The organism is Sphingomonas flavescens, assembly GCF_030866745.1.
In the GTDB taxonomy this organism is placed as follows: Bacteria; Pseudomonadota; Alphaproteobacteria; order Sphingomonadales; family Sphingomonadaceae; genus Sphingomicrobium; species Sphingomicrobium flavescens.
The window spans coordinates 1,113,533-1,128,415 of the sequence record NZ_CP133016.1; the positions used below are offsets into that span (position 1 = coordinate 1,113,533).

17 protein-coding genes are annotated in these 14,883 nt (G+C 63.2%); all 17 read right to left on the minus strand.

What is annotated here, in order from left to right; translation table 11 throughout:
• The gene (rplC, locus tag QU596_RS05710) at window positions 1-879 is read right to left on the minus strand and encodes a 50S ribosomal protein L3 (protein ID WP_308517691.1); all 879 of its coding nucleotides are present in this window, start codon (window positions 877-879) and stop codon (window positions 1-3) included.
• A gap of 179 nt (window positions 880-1,058) precedes the next feature.
• Window positions 1,059-1,370 carry a 30S ribosomal protein S10 gene (rpsJ, locus tag QU596_RS05715; protein ID WP_187480673.1) on the minus strand — a complete coding sequence of 104 codons (312 nt, stop codon included), beginning with the start codon at window positions 1,368-1,370 and terminating at the stop codon, window positions 1,059-1,061.
• Between the two features lie 227 nt (window positions 1,371-1,597).
• Window positions 1,598-1,903: a hypothetical protein gene (locus tag QU596_RS05720; RefSeq protein WP_308517692.1), complete on the minus strand. Its 306-nt coding sequence runs from the start codon at window positions 1,901-1,903 to the stop codon at window positions 1,598-1,600.
• 154 nt (window positions 1,904-2,057) lie between these two features.
• Window positions 2,058-3,248 (minus strand): elongation factor Tu, encoded by a 1,191-nt coding sequence (gene tuf / locus QU596_RS05725; RefSeq protein ID WP_308517693.1) that lies wholly within the window; start codon window positions 3,246-3,248, stop codon window positions 2,058-2,060.
• Window positions 3,249-3,323: 75 nt separating this feature from the next.
• Window positions 3,324-5,417 carry an elongation factor G gene (gene fusA, locus QU596_RS05730; RefSeq protein WP_308517694.1) on the minus strand — a complete coding sequence of 698 codons (2,094 nt, stop codon included), beginning with the start codon at window positions 5,415-5,417 and terminating at the stop codon, window positions 3,324-3,326.
• A gap of 66 nt (window positions 5,418-5,483) precedes the next feature.
• Window positions 5,484-5,954: a 30S ribosomal protein S7 gene (gene rpsG / locus QU596_RS05735; RefSeq protein ID WP_308517695.1), complete on the minus strand. Its 471-nt coding sequence runs from the start codon at window positions 5,952-5,954 to the stop codon at window positions 5,484-5,486.
• Window positions 5,955-6,018: 64 nt separating this feature from the next.
• A complete protein-coding gene (rpsL, locus tag QU596_RS05740) occupies window positions 6,019-6,390 on the minus strand; it encodes a 30S ribosomal protein S12 (RefSeq protein ID WP_109270953.1) in 372 nt (123 codons plus the stop codon).
• 182 nt (window positions 6,391-6,572) lie between these two features.
• Complete coding sequence (locus tag QU596_RS05745) at window positions 6,573-7,307, minus strand: sulfotransferase-like domain-containing protein (protein WP_308517696.1); 735 nt, start codon at window positions 7,305-7,307, stop codon at window positions 6,573-6,575.
• Entirely contained in the window at window positions 7,304-8,221 is a 918-nt protein-coding gene (locus QU596_RS05750; RefSeq protein WP_308517697.1) for an aminotransferase class IV, read from the minus strand. Before QU596_RS05750 ends, QU596_RS05745 begins: the two co-directional genes overlap by 4 nt.
• A 35-nt stretch (window positions 8,222-8,256) precedes the next feature.
• Window positions 8,257-8,652 (minus strand): cupin domain-containing protein, encoded by a 396-nt coding sequence (locus QU596_RS05755; protein ID WP_308517698.1) that lies wholly within the window; start codon window positions 8,650-8,652, stop codon window positions 8,257-8,259.
• Between the two features lie 3 nt (window positions 8,653-8,655).
• Window positions 8,656-9,003 carry a DUF3140 domain-containing protein gene (locus QU596_RS05760; protein ID WP_308517699.1) on the minus strand — a complete coding sequence of 116 codons (348 nt, stop codon included), beginning with the start codon at window positions 9,001-9,003 and terminating at the stop codon, window positions 8,656-8,658.
• Window positions 9,004-9,053: 50 nt separating this feature from the next.
• Window positions 9,054-9,986, minus strand: coding sequence for a cation diffusion facilitator family transporter (locus QU596_RS05765; RefSeq protein WP_308517700.1), 933 nt, complete (start codon window positions 9,984-9,986; stop codon window positions 9,054-9,056).
• A 76-nt stretch (window positions 9,987-10,062) separates the two neighbouring features.
• Window positions 10,063-11,427 (minus strand): hypothetical protein, encoded by a 1,365-nt coding sequence (locus QU596_RS05770; protein WP_308517701.1) that lies wholly within the window; start codon window positions 11,425-11,427, stop codon window positions 10,063-10,065.
• Window positions 11,428-11,480: 53 nt separating this feature from the next.
• A complete protein-coding gene (gene lpdA / locus QU596_RS05775; protein ID WP_308517702.1) occupies window positions 11,481-12,896 on the minus strand; it encodes a dihydrolipoyl dehydrogenase in 1,416 nt (471 codons plus the stop codon).
• Complete coding sequence (locus tag QU596_RS05780) at window positions 12,889-13,278, minus strand: acyl-CoA thioesterase (RefSeq protein WP_308517703.1); 390 nt, start codon at window positions 13,276-13,278, stop codon at window positions 12,889-12,891. Before QU596_RS05780 ends, lpdA begins: the two co-directional genes overlap by 8 nt.
• Before the next feature lie 5 nt (window positions 13,279-13,283).
• The gene (locus QU596_RS05785; protein WP_308517704.1) at window positions 13,284-13,493 is read right to left on the minus strand and encodes a hypothetical protein; all 210 of its coding nucleotides are present in this window, start codon (window positions 13,491-13,493) and stop codon (window positions 13,284-13,286) included.
• The gene (locus QU596_RS05790) at window positions 13,494-14,825 is read right to left on the minus strand and encodes a pyruvate dehydrogenase complex dihydrolipoamide acetyltransferase (protein ID WP_308517705.1); all 1,332 of its coding nucleotides are present in this window, start codon (window positions 14,823-14,825) and stop codon (window positions 13,494-13,496) included. It abuts the gene before it with no gap.
• Window positions 14,826-14,883: the final 58 nt, after the last annotated feature.

Consider the following 14,883-nt stretch of genomic DNA (forward strand, 5'->3'; position numbering starts at 1 on the left):
TTAGCTTTCCTTGCTCTCGTCGGCCGCGGGCGAACCCTCGTCCGTCGAAGCTTCTGTTGCTTCAGTCTCAGCAGCCGCGCCGGCATCCTGCTCGGCGGCGATCGCCGCGACTTCCTCGTCGCTCGGCAGCGCCGGGATCTCGTGGACGGCCGCATCGTCGACCAGGCCCGCAGCCGGCAGTTCCGACTCGTCGATCTTCGCCTTGGTGTCGAGGAGACCCGCCGGATACGGCACGTTCACGTTGCGCGGCAGCTTGATGGCGTCGCTAACCGTCAGCCAGCTGCCCTTGTGGCCCGGAACCGAACCCTTGACGAACAGCAAGCCGCGGATCGGGTCCGTGCGGACGATCTCGAGGTTCTGCTGGGTGCGATTGCGGGCGCCCATGTGGCCCGCCATCTTCTTGTTCTTGAACACGCGACCCGGATCCTGGCGGTTGCCGGTCGAGCCGTGCGAGCGGTGCGAGACCGACACGCCGTGGGTCGCACGCAGACCACCGAAATTCCAACGCTTCATCGCGCCCGCAAAGCCCTTGCCCTGCGTTACGCCCGAGACGTCGACCATCTGGCCGGCGACGAAGTGATCCGCGCTGATGGTCGCGCCGACATCCAGCAGCGCATCTTCAGCGACACGGAACTCGGCGACTTTCGCCTTGGGCTCGACCTCGGCCTTGCCGAATGCACTGCGCTGCGGCTTGGCGACATTCTTTGCTTTCGCCTTGCCGGCGCCAAGCTGAACGGCGGTGTAGCCGTCACGATCCATTTCACGACGGCCGACGACCTGCAACTCTTCCAGCTGCAGAACGGTAACCGGCACGTGCCGTCCGTCTGCCTGGAACAGGCGGGTCATTCCGACCTTTTTCGCGATCACGCCGGTGCGCATGATCAAACTCCTCAACAGAGGCACAAGGGGACCATCCCCAAGTGCGTGCAGCCCATCAAAATGTTTGCGTGCCCCGCCTGGGCTAGTGCTCTCTCAGGCGAGAGCGGCGGGGACGCAGCCCGGAGCTAGCCTCCGGCGGTATCCACCGTTTTTGTCGCCCGGTGTGGGCGAGCCGGCTGTTAGGCCAGCTTGATCTCGACGTCCACGCCGGCGGCCAGATCGAGCTTCATCAGCGCGTCGACCGTCTGCGGGGTCGGCTGAACGATGTCGAGCAGCCGCTTGTACGTCCTCACCTCGAACTGCTCGCGCGACTTCTTGTCGACGTGCGGCGAACGGTTGACGGTGAACTTCTCGATGCGCGTCGGCATGGGAATGGGACCGCGAATGAGAGCACCCGTACGGCGCGCCGTGTCGGCGATGTCGCCGGTTGCCTGATCGAGCACTCGATGATCGAAAGCCTTCAGACGAATCCGGATGTTCTGCGTTTCCATGTCCCTACCGATGCGAAAGAGCCGCCGGGTTGTTGCCAACCCGAAAAACAAGAGGCCGCACCCGTTTGACCCCGGTTTCCCGGAACGGAGGACCTCATCTCTAATGTAAGTGACGGTGACGAATCCCCGTCGTGTGAGGCGCCTCTACAGAGGACGGGTGTGGAGATCAACCCCTGTACAATAAGTTGCGGGGTGAAAGTCTGCTTTGGACTCCGTTTGCCCCGTGATCAGGCATGGAGACAGAACAGGAGGAAGACCCCGAGCGTCAGTGGACTCGCCACGTTGCCAAATGAACCTAGCGGGCGTTTCATGTACTCCTCGCGCGTGTCCATCTCGGTGCCACGATAGAATGGCACCAGCGGACGCTTGCTCAAGAACAACATCAGCGCGTTGCCAAACGCCATGTAGAGACTTCCCGCTGCCAATGCGGCAAGCGCGACCGCAACTCCCTCCAAGTCGGCGCCCCGTAGTGCCGCAAAGGTGATCAAAGCAGTCAGTACCACAGCCACGGCTTTGGCGAGGGCCTCTTGCATCCGTCACGGGTAAGTCCGGTCGGTTACTCAACCGCTAATGTTGGTGAGACGTGCGCCGCCAACGTCCTCAGCTCTTGCCACACACAAAAGAAAAGGCCCGGCGCTTCAGCGAAGCACCGGGCCTTCTTTAAACTAGCGCCCTAGGGCGCGAGACTTATTTGGAGATCGTGCCGACGACGCCGGCGCCGACCGTCCGGCCGCCTTCGCGGATCGCGAAACGGAGGCCCGGATCCATGGCGATCGGAGCGATCAGCTTCACGCCCAGCGAAACGTTGTCGCCCGGCATGACCATCTCCGTGCCTTCCGGCAGCTGCACTTCGCCCGTCACGTCGGTCGTGCGGAAGTAGAACTGCGGACGGTAGTTCGCGAAGAACGGCGTGTGACGGCCGCCTTCGTCCTTCGACAGGACGTACACTTCGGCCTGGAAGTCGGTGTGCGGGGTGATCGAGCCCGGCTTGCAGAGAACCTGGCCGCGCTCGACGTCTTCACGGCCGACGCCGCGGAGCAGCGCGCCGATGTTGTCGCCGGCCTGGCCCTGGTCGAGCAGCTTGCGGAACATTTCAACGCCGGTGACGACGGTCTTCTGGGTGTCGCGGATGCCGACGATCTCGACTTCCTCGCCAACCTTGACGACGCCGGTCTCGACGCGGCCGGTGACGACCGTGCCGCGGCCCGAGATCGAGAACACGTCTTCGATCGGCATCAGGAACGGCTTGTCCAGCGGACGCTCCGGCTGCGGGATCCAGTCGTCGACGGCCTTCATCAGCTCCATGATCTTCTCGTCGCCGATATTCTGGTCGCGGTCTTCGAGAACCGCGAGCGCCGAACCGGCCACGATCGGAATGTTGTCGCCGTCGAAGCCGCGCTTCGAAAGCTCTTCACGGATTTCCAGCTCGACGAGCTCGAGCAGCTCGGGATCGTCAACCTGGTCGACCTTGTTGAGAAAGACGACCATGGTCGGAACGCCGACCTGCGCCGCGAGCAGGATGTGCTCCTTCGTCTGCGGCATCGGGCCGTCGGCGGCCGACACGACCAGGATCGCGCCGTCCATCTGGGCGGCACCGGTGATCATGTTCTTCACATAGTCGGCGTGACCCGGGCAATCGACGTGCGCATAGTGACGCTTGTCAGTCTCGTACTCGACGTGTGCGGTCGAGATGGTGATGCCGCGCTCGCGCTCTTCCGGCGCCTTGTCGATGTTGGCGAAGTCGACGGCTTCACCGCCGCCGTGCTTCGACAGCACCTTGGTGATTGCAGCCGTCAGCGACGTCTTGCCATGGTCGACGTGACCGATGGTGCCGATGTTGCAGTGCGGCTTGTTCCGCTCGAATTTAGCCTTCGCCATTTTACGCCTCTTCTTTTTCTGGAATTCGGGCGGCCCGCCCTCATCGCGGACGCGCCCTTAGCTACAAAATTACGGTTACGCTAGCTTCGCCTTCACCTCGTCGGCGACGTTCTGCGGCACTTCATCATAGTGCGAGAACTGCATCGTGTACTGCGCACGTCCCTGGGTGAAGGAACGCAGCTGGTTCACGTAGCCGAACATGTTGGCCAGCGGCACCATCGCCTCGACGACCTGCGCGTTGCCGCGGCTGTCGGTGCCCTGGATCTGACCACGGCGGCTGTTGATGTCGCCGATGACGTCGCCGAGGTAATCCTCGGGAGTTACCACTTCGACCTTCATGATCGGCTCGAGGATCTTGATGCCGGCCTTCTGCGCCGCTTCACGCATCGCGCCGCGGCCAGTGATTTCGAACGCCAGCGCCGACGAGTCGACGTCGTGATACTTGCCGTCGATCAGGTGCACCGCGAAGTCGACGATCGGGAAGCCGATCAGCGACCCAGTCTCGGCCGTTTCCTTGAAGCCCTTTTCGACCGACGGGATGTACTCGCGCGGGATGTTGCCGCCCTTGATCTCGTCGATGAACTGGAAACCCGAACCGCGCTCGCCCGGAACGACCTTCACCTTCACTTCGCCGAACTGGCCGGAGCCGCCCGACTGCTTCTTGTGGGTGTAAGTCAGCTCGATCGGCTTCGCGAGATATTCGCGATACGCCACCTGCGGCGCACCGACGTTCGCTTCTACCTTGAACTCACGCTTCATGCGGTCGACGAGAATCTCGAGGTGGAGTTCGCCCATCCCCTTGATGATCGTCTGGCCCGATTCATGATCGGTCGACACGCGGAACGAGGGATCTTCGGCGGCCAGACGGTTGAGCGCGATGCCCATCTTTTCCTGGTCGGCCTTGGTCTTGGGCTCCACCGCGACCTCAATAACCGGGTCCGGGAATTCCATCCGCTCGAGGATGATCGGCGCGCTCTTGGCGCACAATGTATCACCCGTGGTGGTTTCCTTAAGGCCCGCCAGCGCGACGATGTCGCCCGCATAGGCCTCTTCGATGTCCTCACGGCTGTTCGCATGCATCAGCAGCATGCGACCGATCTTTTCGTCCTTGTCCTTCACCGAGTTCAGGTACGAACCCTTGCTCAGCTTGCCCGAATAGATGCGGGCGAAGGTCAGCGAACCGACGAACGGGTCGTTCATGATCTTGAACGCCAGCGCGGCGAACGGCGCGTCATCGCTCGACGGGCGCGCGTCTTCCTCTTCGCTGCCCGGCTTGACGCCGCGGATGGCCGGCACGTCGAGCGGGCTCGGCAAATAGTCGACGACTGCGTCGAGGAGCGGCTGAACGCCCTTGTTCTTGAACGCCGAGCCGCAGACGACCGGAACGAACGCTCGGTCCAGCGTTCCCTTGCGGATCAGCTTCTTGAGCGTCGCGGTGTCCGGCTCTTCGCCTTCCAGGTACGCCATCATGACTTCATCGTCCTGCTCGACGGCAGTCTCGATCAGCTTCTGGCGATACTCGGCGGCCTTGTCCTTCAGGTCGTCCGGAATGTCGACGTAATCGAACTTCGCGCCGAGGCTCTCGTCCTTCCACACGATGCCGCGGTTCTGGACCAGGTCGACAATGCCCTTGAGATCGCTCTCCGCGCCGATCGGCAGCGTCAGCACCAGCGGCGTCGCGCCGAGGCGGTCGATGATCGACTGCACGCAGAAATAGAAATCGGCGCCGGTGCGGTCGAGCTTGTTGATGAAGCACATCCGCGGAACGCCGTACTTGTCGGCTTGCCGCCACACGGTCTCCGACTGCGGCTCGACGCCGGCAACGCCGTCGAACACCGCGACCGCGCCGTCGAGCACGCGCAGCGAACGCTCGACTTCAATCGTGAAGTCGACGTGACCCGGGGTGTCGATGATGTTGATGCGGTGCTCCGGACCCTGGCCGTCCTCGGCCTTCCAGAACGTCGTCGTTGCCGCCGACGTAATGGTGATGCCGCGCTCCTGCTCCTGCTCCATCCAGTCCATGGTCGCCGAGCCCTCGTGGACTTCGCCGATCTTGTAGGACTTGCCGGTGTAATAGAGGATGCGCTCGGTCGTCGTCGTCTTGCCGGCGTCGATGTGCGCCATGATGCCGATATTGCGATAACGTTCGAGCGGATGGCTGCGGGCCATGGTCGGTGTTTCCTTAGCGATGTGGGGAGCCGGCGGACCCGGCTATCCCCAATATAGGTACGGTTTTTACCAGCGGTAGTGGCTGAAGGCGCGGTTCGCTTCGGCCATGCGGTGCGTGTCTTCACGCTTCTTCACCGCGTTGCCGCGATTCTGCGCCGCATCCATCAGCTCGCCCGACAGGCGGCCGGCCATCGTCTTCTCCGAACGGCTGCGCGCCGCCGAGATGAGCCAGCGGATCGCCAGCGCCTGCGCGCGTTCCGGGCGGACTTCGACCGGCACCTGATAGGTCGCACCGCCGACGCGGCGGCTGCGGACCTCGATGCCCGGCTTCACGTTGTTCAACGCATCGTGGAACACGCCGATCGGCTCACGCTTCAGGCGAGTTTCGACGCTATCGAGAGCGCCATAGACGATGCCCTCAGCGACCGACTTCTTACCATCAAGCATGACGCTGTTCATGAACTTCGAGAGGACGATATCCCCGAACTTCGGATCGGGAAGGATTTCGCGCTTTTCTGGGCGACGACGACGAGCCATTGGAAAATTCCTTTCTCTTCAGCCTGATCCGGGACTTTGAACTGCCCGGGGCTTACTCTCGTGATTACTTCGGGCGCTTGGCGCCGTACTTCGAACGGGACTGCTTGCGGTCCTTCACGCCCTGCGTGTCGAGGACGCCGCGGAGCACGTGATAGCGCACGCCCGGAAGGTCGCGCACACGGCCGCCGCGGATCAGCACGACGCTGTGCTCCTGCAGGTTGTGGCCTTCGCCCGGGATGTAGCTGATGACTTCGCGCTGGTTGGTCAGGCGGACCTTGGCCACCTTGCGAAGCGCCGAGTTCGGCTTCTTCGGGGTCGTCGTGTAAACGCGGGTGCAGACGCCGCGCTTCTGCGGGTTCTGGTCCATCGCGGGGACCTTCGACTTGGCCTTCTGCGGTTCGCGACCCTTGCGGATCAGCTGGTTAATCGTTGGCATGAAGCCCTTCACCTTTCGTTGCGGGCAGTCCCCGCGGTTACTTTGCCCAATGCAAAAGCGTGAAGACCTGATGACCTCGGGTCATCCGGCTTCACGTGGCTTGAGCAATGTTCAGCTCTTGTCCGGCGCAAGAATCCCTGTCGCTCGGACGGGCGGGCACATAGCGGGGCAAGTGTTGAGGGTCAACCGCCCGGGAGGATGCGATGCATCGCAAGGTGGTCGTAATATGGCCGACAAGCTTCCGCGACCCCCCGCGCCTCGGCGGGCAATTTAACGTCCTCCGTCTCCGGCTGTCCGAAGCCTGTGCTGCTCTCGACCGCCGCATACCAGTACGGAGCCCAGGGACCATCCGTGTCGCGGCGTCCCGGCGCCCAGTTCAACATCGATGGGTCCCAGGGGATACCGACCGCTGCACAGAGCTCCGCCAGCACCCCTTCTGGATCCGCGAGAACGTCATTGGCGTCGACCACTGGTGGTGGGTGGCCAAGCCGGTCGCATTCCCGGTCGAAGAACTCGGCCTGTCGATCCATCCCGAAATCCTCGAACGCCGCAACTTCGCGCTGGCGCAGGTAAGACGCGATCATTCGCTGCGGCTCACGGATCAGGAAAGCGTGCGTGAACCCCTCAAAATCCGCATAGCCGATCGGCCCCGTCATATGGTGCCACATGTGCTTTTGGTACCAGATTGGCGCGCCGTTCGGCGGATCGCTGCGGAGCGTAGTCATCACGCTTGGCCACTCGCAGTCCATCGCCGCCATGATCTCGTCGCGCATCGGGTGATCCGCGCCAGTATCTTTCAAAAAGCAACCGTAGAACGGTTCATCCGACACGAACGTGTCGTCGCGGCTACCGAAGCTTCGCATCATCGCCGTGGAGAGGTTGCGCGGGCCCGACCACATCGCGATGCGGGTGGTCACGGGCGTTGCTGTTCCTCGGCGTCGCGGTCGACGCGGTCGACGTAGAGCCGCTGCAACCGCTCGACCATTGGACCGCGGCACGTCAACTGGCGACCATCGATTTCCCGGACCGGGACGATACCGGCGAAAGTGCCGGTCACGAACGCCTCGTCGGCGCCGTAGACGTCGGTCAGCGAGAAATCCTTTTCGATCGCCGGTATGCCTGCTTCGCGCGCGACCTCCAGCGCCAGCCCGCGCGTAATGCCGCCGAGGCAATATTTACCACTCGACGTCCACACCTCACCCTTGCGGACGATGAAGAAGTGCGTCGAGTTGCAGGTCGCGACGAAGCCGTGCGGGTCGAGCATCAGCGCTTCGTCAGCCCCGGCCTGCGTCGCCTGGATAGAAGCCAGTATGCAGTTGAGCTTCGAGTGCGAATTGATCTTCTGGTCCTGCACCGCCGGGTCGCCGCGCCTGACGTGAACGGTGAACAGCTTCAGCCCGCGCTCGTAGACGGCCGGGTCGGGCTGTTTGTACTCAGGGATGATGACGATGGTCGCCGGGGTCACCACCACGCGCGGGTCCTGGTAGGGCGTCGAGCGGACGCCGCGCGTCACCATTAGCCGGACGTGGACGCCCTCGTTCATGTCATTGGCATTGAGCGTCTCGTAGAGTCGCGAAGTCAGTTCCTCGCGGCTGACACCGACAACCATCGCCAGCGCCTTGGCACCTTCGAACAATCGATCAAGGTGGCGATCGAGAAAGCCGAGCTTGCCGCGGTGGACGCGCAGGCCTTCCCAAACGCCGTCGCCCAGCATGAAGCCGCTGTCGAACACCGAGACGACAGCTTCGGCCCGCGGCTTCAACTCGCCGTTGACGTTGATCAGGATCGACGCATTTCGCGGGTCCGACACGTCGTGCATGGATTGCGCCATGGCCGGACGCTGCCGCCTCGGTGCGGGATTGGCAACTACTCGGTGGTCTTGCCGTCCCACTCCTCATGCGCGGCCTCGGCTTCCGCCTTGGTCGCCTTGACCAGACCGTCGAGATGTTCGGGCGGTCCGTAGATCGTGTAGAGCCGAAGCGGCTCATCGCCGGTGTTCTTGACGTTGTGCCGGGCACCCGCCGGGACGATGACACCGAAGTCCTCTTCGACCTTATTCTCCGCACCGTCGATGAGCACGACGCCGCGGCCTTTTTCGAAGCGGAAAAACTGATCACGGTCTTCGTGCACTTCCTCGCCGATTTCCTCTCCCGGCTTCAAAGTCATCAGCACCAACTGCAGGTTTTGACCGGTGTACAGGACGCGGCGGAAATCATCGTTTTCAACCGTCCTTGTTTCGATATTGTCGCAATAGCCTTTCACCGCTCATGCCTCCTTCATTGGGTCGTGGCCCCAGTTCATCAGGCTGTAGCGCCAGTGCGAATGTTCGACGTCCTTCGGGCGCTGCGCCAGATGACGGTGAACGTATCCAATCACCTTGCGCATGTGATCATAGTCACCATCGGTCAGGTCCGCGACCTTCTTGCGCTTGATCGCGATGATCTTCCGGCCGCTGGCATGACCGACGCTCTCGCCCTCGCCGTCGCCGTGCTCGCCTTTCCAGCCGACCGCCCGGCTGTCCTTCGTGTCTAGCCACTTCTCGATCTCGGCGGGCGTCATGTTGACGGCCTCGCCGAAATCCTTGCGAACCTTGTCGCGGTCAATCGTCGCCATGACTAGCCAATGCTTCGAAGCGGCGGAGGTTTCACCGCACCGCCTTTAGGTCAGGGACGCGGCAGCTCCGCGTCGACCGGACTGCGCGGCCGGAGATAGAGACGCCGAACAGCCGGGAAGCGCTTCGCCGCCTCGACCTCGATTCCCCACACGATCGACTCGACGTCGCGCGCGGTGATGTCGTCGTCGAAGTCGACCGACAGCATTGCAGTGATCTGGTCCGGAGCGCTGTGAACGGTGAGAACCTGGCCGACCGCAGTCACGCCCTTCTTTTCGACGACCATGTCATGGAGCGCTTTGATCAATTCGGGATTGGCGGCCTCACCGATCAGTAGTGCCTTGGATTCAAACGCCAGCAGGGTTGCCGTGACGCCGAGGATAAGGCCGATCACGATGGACGCGGCGCCGTCGTAAAATGGGTCACCGGTCAATTGCGACAGGAAGAGACCGATCGCGGCGGCGATAATGCCCGCCATGGCAGCGCCATTTTCCAGCAGCACGATGAAGGCTGGCGGATCCTTCGATTTTCGGATGGCCCCGAACCAGCCGAGATCACCCTTCGCTTTCTTGAAGTCCTTGAATGCTTCGACCGTCGACCAGCCTTCGAGCAGGAATGCGACAACCAGCACGATGTAGGCGATGGTCGGCGAGATCGCCTCTTCCGGATTGGCGATGTGGATGATGCCTTCGTAAATCGACACGCCGGCGCCAAGCGCGAAGACGAGCACCGCGACCACGAAGCTCCAGAAGTAGAGTTCACGCCCGTATCCGAATGGATGAAGCTCGTCAGGCGGCCGCTTGGCCGCGCGCCGGCCCCACATCAGCAAGAGCTGGTTCGTCGAATCGACGACGCTGTGCACGCCTTCAGTCAGCATCGCCGACGAACCGGTGATCGCCGCGGCAACGAACTTCGAAACGGCAATGCCGAGGTTTGCCAGCAGCGCAACGACCAGCGTGCGCGTCGAAGTCGTATGTGCGCTCATCGCGTCGCAAGCCTTCCCGCATCTGCCATCCCGCACTCCCTGCACGAGGATGTGCCGATTAGACAGCCCTCAATGATCAGGCGCCCTGCCAGCGTACCATTTGCGCATAGTTGTCAGGTGCGCGCGGTGAAATCGCACGGGTCGTCAGCCCGCCGGCAATCACCAGAGCCAGAACAGCTGCGCCCGAGACCCAATGACGGCGTTCGATCCGCGGAGCGAGCAGGATCAGCGCCAGCGCCGAAGCAGTCATCGACCAAAGATGATATCGCAGGTCCGAGGCGATGCTGACGACCAGGAAGCTCATCTCAAGCGTCAACGCGGAAACCACCAGCGCCAAGGCCAGTCGCCCCGCGCGGTCGTTCCTCCGACGAACTGCGACCGGCAGCAGCCCGGCGGCCACCAAGGTCCAGACGATTGGCCATCCTAAGGGCGTGGCCGACTGTATACGGGCCGCATCCTGCCACACTGCGGCGAAGCGACTTTTCGGACTTGCAAGACCAAGATCGTTCGGCTCGGCCTCGTCCGGTGGCGCTGCACCGATCAAGCCGGCCGGGACAAGCCATCGCTGCGTCGAATTCCAGTGTGCCAGGCGATGCGCCGCATAGTCGACCGGGTGTTTCATGACGGCCGAGACCAGGTCCCGATTCAGGTCACGCTGAGAAAGAGCGATGGCCGACGCAGTGGCTGCCGCGCATTCCGGGACCTCGGTAAGCGGGTCCCAGAAGAACGGCATCACGCAACCGCTGCGGCGCAACTGGCGTATCTGCACGTCATCAAAGGGCGGGACGCGGGATTTTCCGTCAACCGCGAGGGCAGCAAGATCGTACACCGGCAGACTTTTGGCGACGCCGCTGGGTGAGGCGGCGAACAAGCGCTCGTTGATCGTCGGCGTCACCGCGAGCACCGCGATAATCATGACCGCACCGATCGCTGCCTGAACGCGAAATTTTTGGCCGCCCAGAAACAGGATCACCGCCAGCGGTACGGTAGCAAACACTGCATTCGCGCGGACCAGCGTCGCGTAAATAAGCAGGGTTGCCATCGCGATCATTGCGATTGACGGCGTCCGCCTGCCGGCAAGGCTGAAGAAGGCGAAAATCCCGGTTGCGGCGAGAAGCGCGCCCTCCATATGCGCGTCCTTCAGCACGACCATCTGCCAACCGACAAGCAATGGCGAGAGCGCCAACACCAAGACCGCCGCAAGCGCCCTAGTCCTAGCCACGCGGGCGATCGCAATAACGATCAGCGTAAAGCCAGCGACATAAAGCGCGACCTGCAGCGCGAAAATCGGCGCAGTGCCCGACCCGAGCGGCGCCAGTGTCCGCCAGAGCTGAACCATAGCCGGCGGGTGCCAGTCGTCCACCGCTCCGTCGAGAACCTGACGGTACTGGGTTACCGTGTCGTACATGGCGACGCCCGGCCAGAATGCAGCGGCAATCACCAAAACGGCCAGCGCAAACGCCGCGCCAGCCAGATAGGCGCGACGGCTCGAAATCAGATGTGGATGACCCGGCCGAAGGCGGCGAGAACGCTTTCGTGCATCATCTCGCTGAGCGTCGGATGCGGGAAGACCGTGTTGATGAAGTCGGTCTCGACCAGTTCCGCCGTCTTGCCGATGGTATAGCCCTGGATCAGCTCGGTCACCTCGGCGCCGATCATGTGCGCACCGAGCAGTTCGCCGGTCTTGGCGTCGAACACAGTCTTGATGAAGCCTTCGACCTCACCGAGCGCGATGGCTTTGCCATTGCCGATTGCCGGGAACTTGCCGACCCTGACCTCGTAGCCCGCTTCCTTAGCCTTGGCCTCGGTCAGGCCGACGCTGGCGACCTGCGGACGGCAATAGGTGCAGCCCGGAATGTTCTTCGGATCCATCGCGTGCGGGTGGACGTCCTTGTTGCCCAACTCCTGGGCGATCGCCTCCGCTGCAGTAACGCCCTCGTGGCTGGCCTTGTGCGCAAGCCATGGCGGCGCGGTTACGTCGCCGATCGCCCAGATGCCGGGAACACTGGTGCGGCACATGGGGTCGGTATCGATGTGGCCCTTGGTGGTTTTTACACCGAGCCCCTCGAGACCAATGTTTTCGGTGTTCGGGACGATGCCGACGGCGACGATGACATGGCTAAACCTTTGCTCGGCAGTCTTGCCGTCGCTGCTCTTGATCTTGGCCGCTACACCATTCGCGTCCGGCGCCAGGCTCTCGACGCCGGCGCCGGTCAGGATCGTCAGGCCCTGCTTCTGCAGGCTCTTGGCCAGCTGCGCGCTGATCTCGGCATCCTCGACCGGAACGACCCGGTCGAGCATTTCGACAACCGTCACCTTGGCGCCGAGGTCCGCGTAAAAGCTGGCGAACTCGATGCCGATCGCGCCCGATCCGATCACCAGCAACTCCTTGGGCATCTCCGGCGGAGTCATCGCGTGGCGGTAGGTCCAGATGCGCTTGCCGTCGGCCTTGGCGAACGGAAGGTCCCTCGCCCGCGCGCCGGTGGCGACGATGATGTGCTTGGCCGCGAGTTCGGTCGCCTTCCCGTCGGCGCCCTTGACGGAGAGCTTGCCTTTGCCGGTCAGCGCGCCCTCGCCCATGTGCACGGCGATCTTGTTCTTCTTCATCAGGTGCGTGACGCCCTGGTTGAGCTGCTTCGCCACAGCGCGGCTGCGCGCGACGACTTTGGCGAGATCGAACGACGGCTTGTCGTTGCTGAGGCCGTAGGCGTCAGCGTGGGTCATGTAATGGAAGACCTCGGCCGACCGCAGCAGCGCCTTGGTCGGAATGCAGCCCCAGTTGAGGCAGATGCCGCCCAGATTCTCGCGCTCGACGATCGCCGTCTTCAGCCCCAGCTGCGCCGCGCGGATCGCGGCGACATAGCCGCCGGGTCCCGAGCCGAGCACGATCACGTCATATTGGTCAGCCATTTGCGTCTTCCTCTGCCGCGATAACGCGCGGCCTATTGTCCTGGTCGAGGGCGACGAAAATGAACTCGCCTTCCGCCACCAGCTTTTCATCGCTGCCGTCGCGTTCGCGGGCGATCGCCTCGGCTTTCAATCTCATCGACGTCCGGCCGGGTTTCAACAACTCGACATAGACGCTCAATTCGTCGCCGACGGTCATGGCCCCGGGAAACTTCAGCGCATCCGCCGCGACGAGTATCGCCTTGCCCGCCGAATGGCGCGACGCGAATGATCCGCAGGCGAGACCCATTTGCCCCATCAGCCAGCCGCCGAATACGCCGCCGTACGGGTTGGTGTCGGACGGCATCGCGGTGACACGGATCAGCGGCTCCCGCGGCGACTGCACCGTTTTCAGCTGTGCCAGCTAAACAGCAGACGAAGTGCGGTAGCCGACCCAAGGAACAGGGGGATCGACAGCAGCAATCCGGGGGAATTGTCCAGCGGACGGACCGTACCCCATCCGGCCCAGCTATCGGTCCACAACCCCTCGCCGCCGTTCATCATGGTTGGCAAGACAATTCCAAGAATGAGCCCGAAAGCGAGCGCGGTGATCCACTTCATCTAGGCGAGCATCCCTAACGGATTTTCGACAAGTTCCTTGAACGCCTTCATCAACCGCGCTCCATCCGCACCGTCGATGGCCCGGTGATCGAAGCTGCCGGTGGCGCTCATCACCGTTGCGATCTGCAGGCTGTCGTTGACGACATAGGGTCGCTTCTCGCCTGCGCCGATGGCCATAATCATGCCCTGCGGCGGGTTGATGACGGCTTCGAACTGCTTGATGCCGAACATGCCCATGTTGCTGAGCGAGGCGGTGCCGCCCTGATATTCCTGCGGCTGGAGCTTACCCTCCTTCGCGCGCGCCGCGAGGTCCTTCATCTCGGTCGAGATGGCCGACGCGCTCTTGGTGTCGGCTCCGACGATGATCGGGGTGATGAGGCCGGCCGGGATCGACACCGCAACCGAAATGTCGGCTCGGCTGTACTTGAAAAGCTGGTCGCCGGCGAAGCTGACATTACATTCCGGCACTGCGATGAGCGCCTGGGCGAGCGCTTTGATCAGCAAGTCGTTGACGCTGAGCTTCACATTGCGCGCGGACAGGCCGGCGTTGAGCTCGCCGCGAAGCTTGAGCAGTGCATCCAGCTGGATGTCTACCGTCAGGTAGATGTGCGGGATCTGCTGCTTCGACTCGGACAGACGCCGCGCGATCGTCTTGCGCATGTTGCTGAGCTTGATCGCCTCGTGCGGGATCGCCTCCTCGTTCGGTCCGGGGAGAACGGCATGAGAGGTCGGCGCTGGAGCAGGAGCCCCAGCGGCTGGTGCGCCAGCCGGCGCAGCCGCCGGGGCCTTGCCGGCGGCGGCATCGATGTCCGCGCGGACGATGCGGCCGCCGGGGCCGCTTCCCTTTAGCGAGCCGAGGTCAATATTCTGGGCCTGAGCGAGCCGGCGCGCGAGCGGCGATGCCTTCACGCGGTCGCCACCTGGCGGTGCCGGCGCAGCGGCCTGCGCGGGGGCGGCGGGCGTTTCGACGGGTGCCTGTGGCGGTGGTGAAGCCTTTGGAGTCGCGTCGGCCTTGGGTTCGGGCGCAGCCTTCGGCGGCGCGGGCGGCGGCGTGTCCGCCTTGGGCGCGGCGCCGGCGTCCACCGTCTCGCCTTCGCCCGCCATGATCGCGATCGGCGCGCCGACCTTTACGCCGTCCGTACCCTCCGGCACCAGGATCTGCGCGATCTTGCCTTCGTCGACGGCTTCGAACTCCATCGTCGCCTTGTCGGTCTCGATCTCTGCGAGAATGTCGCCGGACTTCACCTCGTCGCCCTCCTTCACCAGCCATTTGGCGAGCGTCCCTTCCTCCATCGTCGGGGAAAGCGCGGGCATCTTGAGTTCGATCGGCATCAGGACCTGTCCTTGCGGAAGCTTGACCGGCTCAAAGCCCAATGCGGCAGGCGCGGTC

Coding starts and splice junctions, on each gene's coding strand:
- rplC (WP_308517691.1), bottom strand. CDS start 879: ATGCGCACCGGCGTGATCGCGAAAAAGGTCGGAATGACCCGCCTGTTC.
- rpsJ (WP_187480673.1), bottom strand. CDS start 1,370: ATGGAAACGCAGAACATCCGGATTCGTCTGAAGGCTTTCGATCATCGA.
- QU596_RS05720 (WP_308517692.1), bottom strand. CDS start 1,903: ATGCAAGAGGCCCTCGCCAAAGCCGTGGCTGTGGTACTGACTGCTTTG.
- tuf (WP_308517693.1), bottom strand. CDS start 3,248: ATGGCGAAGGCTAAATTCGAGCGGAACAAGCCGCACTGCAACATCGGC.
- fusA (WP_308517694.1), bottom strand. CDS start 5,417: ATGGCCCGCAGCCATCCGCTCGAACGTTATCGCAATATCGGCATCATG.
- rpsG (WP_308517695.1), bottom strand. CDS start 5,954: ATGGCTCGTCGTCGTCGCCCAGAAAAGCGCGAAATCCTTCCCGATCCG.
- rpsL (WP_109270953.1), bottom strand. CDS start 6,390: ATGCCAACGATTAACCAGCTGATCCGCAAGGGTCGCGAACCGCAGAAG.
- QU596_RS05750 (WP_308517697.1), bottom strand. CDS start 8,221: ATGGCGCAATCCATGCACGACGTGTCGGACCCGCGAAATGCGTCGATC.
- QU596_RS05760 (WP_308517699.1), bottom strand. CDS start 9,003: ATGGCGACGATTGACCGCGACAAGGTTCGCAAGGATTTCGGCGAGGCC.
- QU596_RS05765 (WP_308517700.1), bottom strand. CDS start 9,986: ATGAGCGCACATACGACTTCGACGCGCACGCTGGTCGTTGCGCTGCTG.
- lpdA (WP_308517702.1), bottom strand. CDS start 12,896: ATGGCTGACCAATATGACGTGATCGTGCTCGGCTCGGGACCCGGCGGC.
- QU596_RS05785 (WP_308517704.1), bottom strand. CDS start 13,493: ATGAAGTGGATCACCGCGCTCGCTTTCGGGCTCATTCTTGGAATTGTC.
- QU596_RS05790 (WP_308517705.1), bottom strand. CDS start 14,825: ATGCCGATCGAACTCAAGATGCCCGCGCTTTCCCCGACGATGGAGGAA.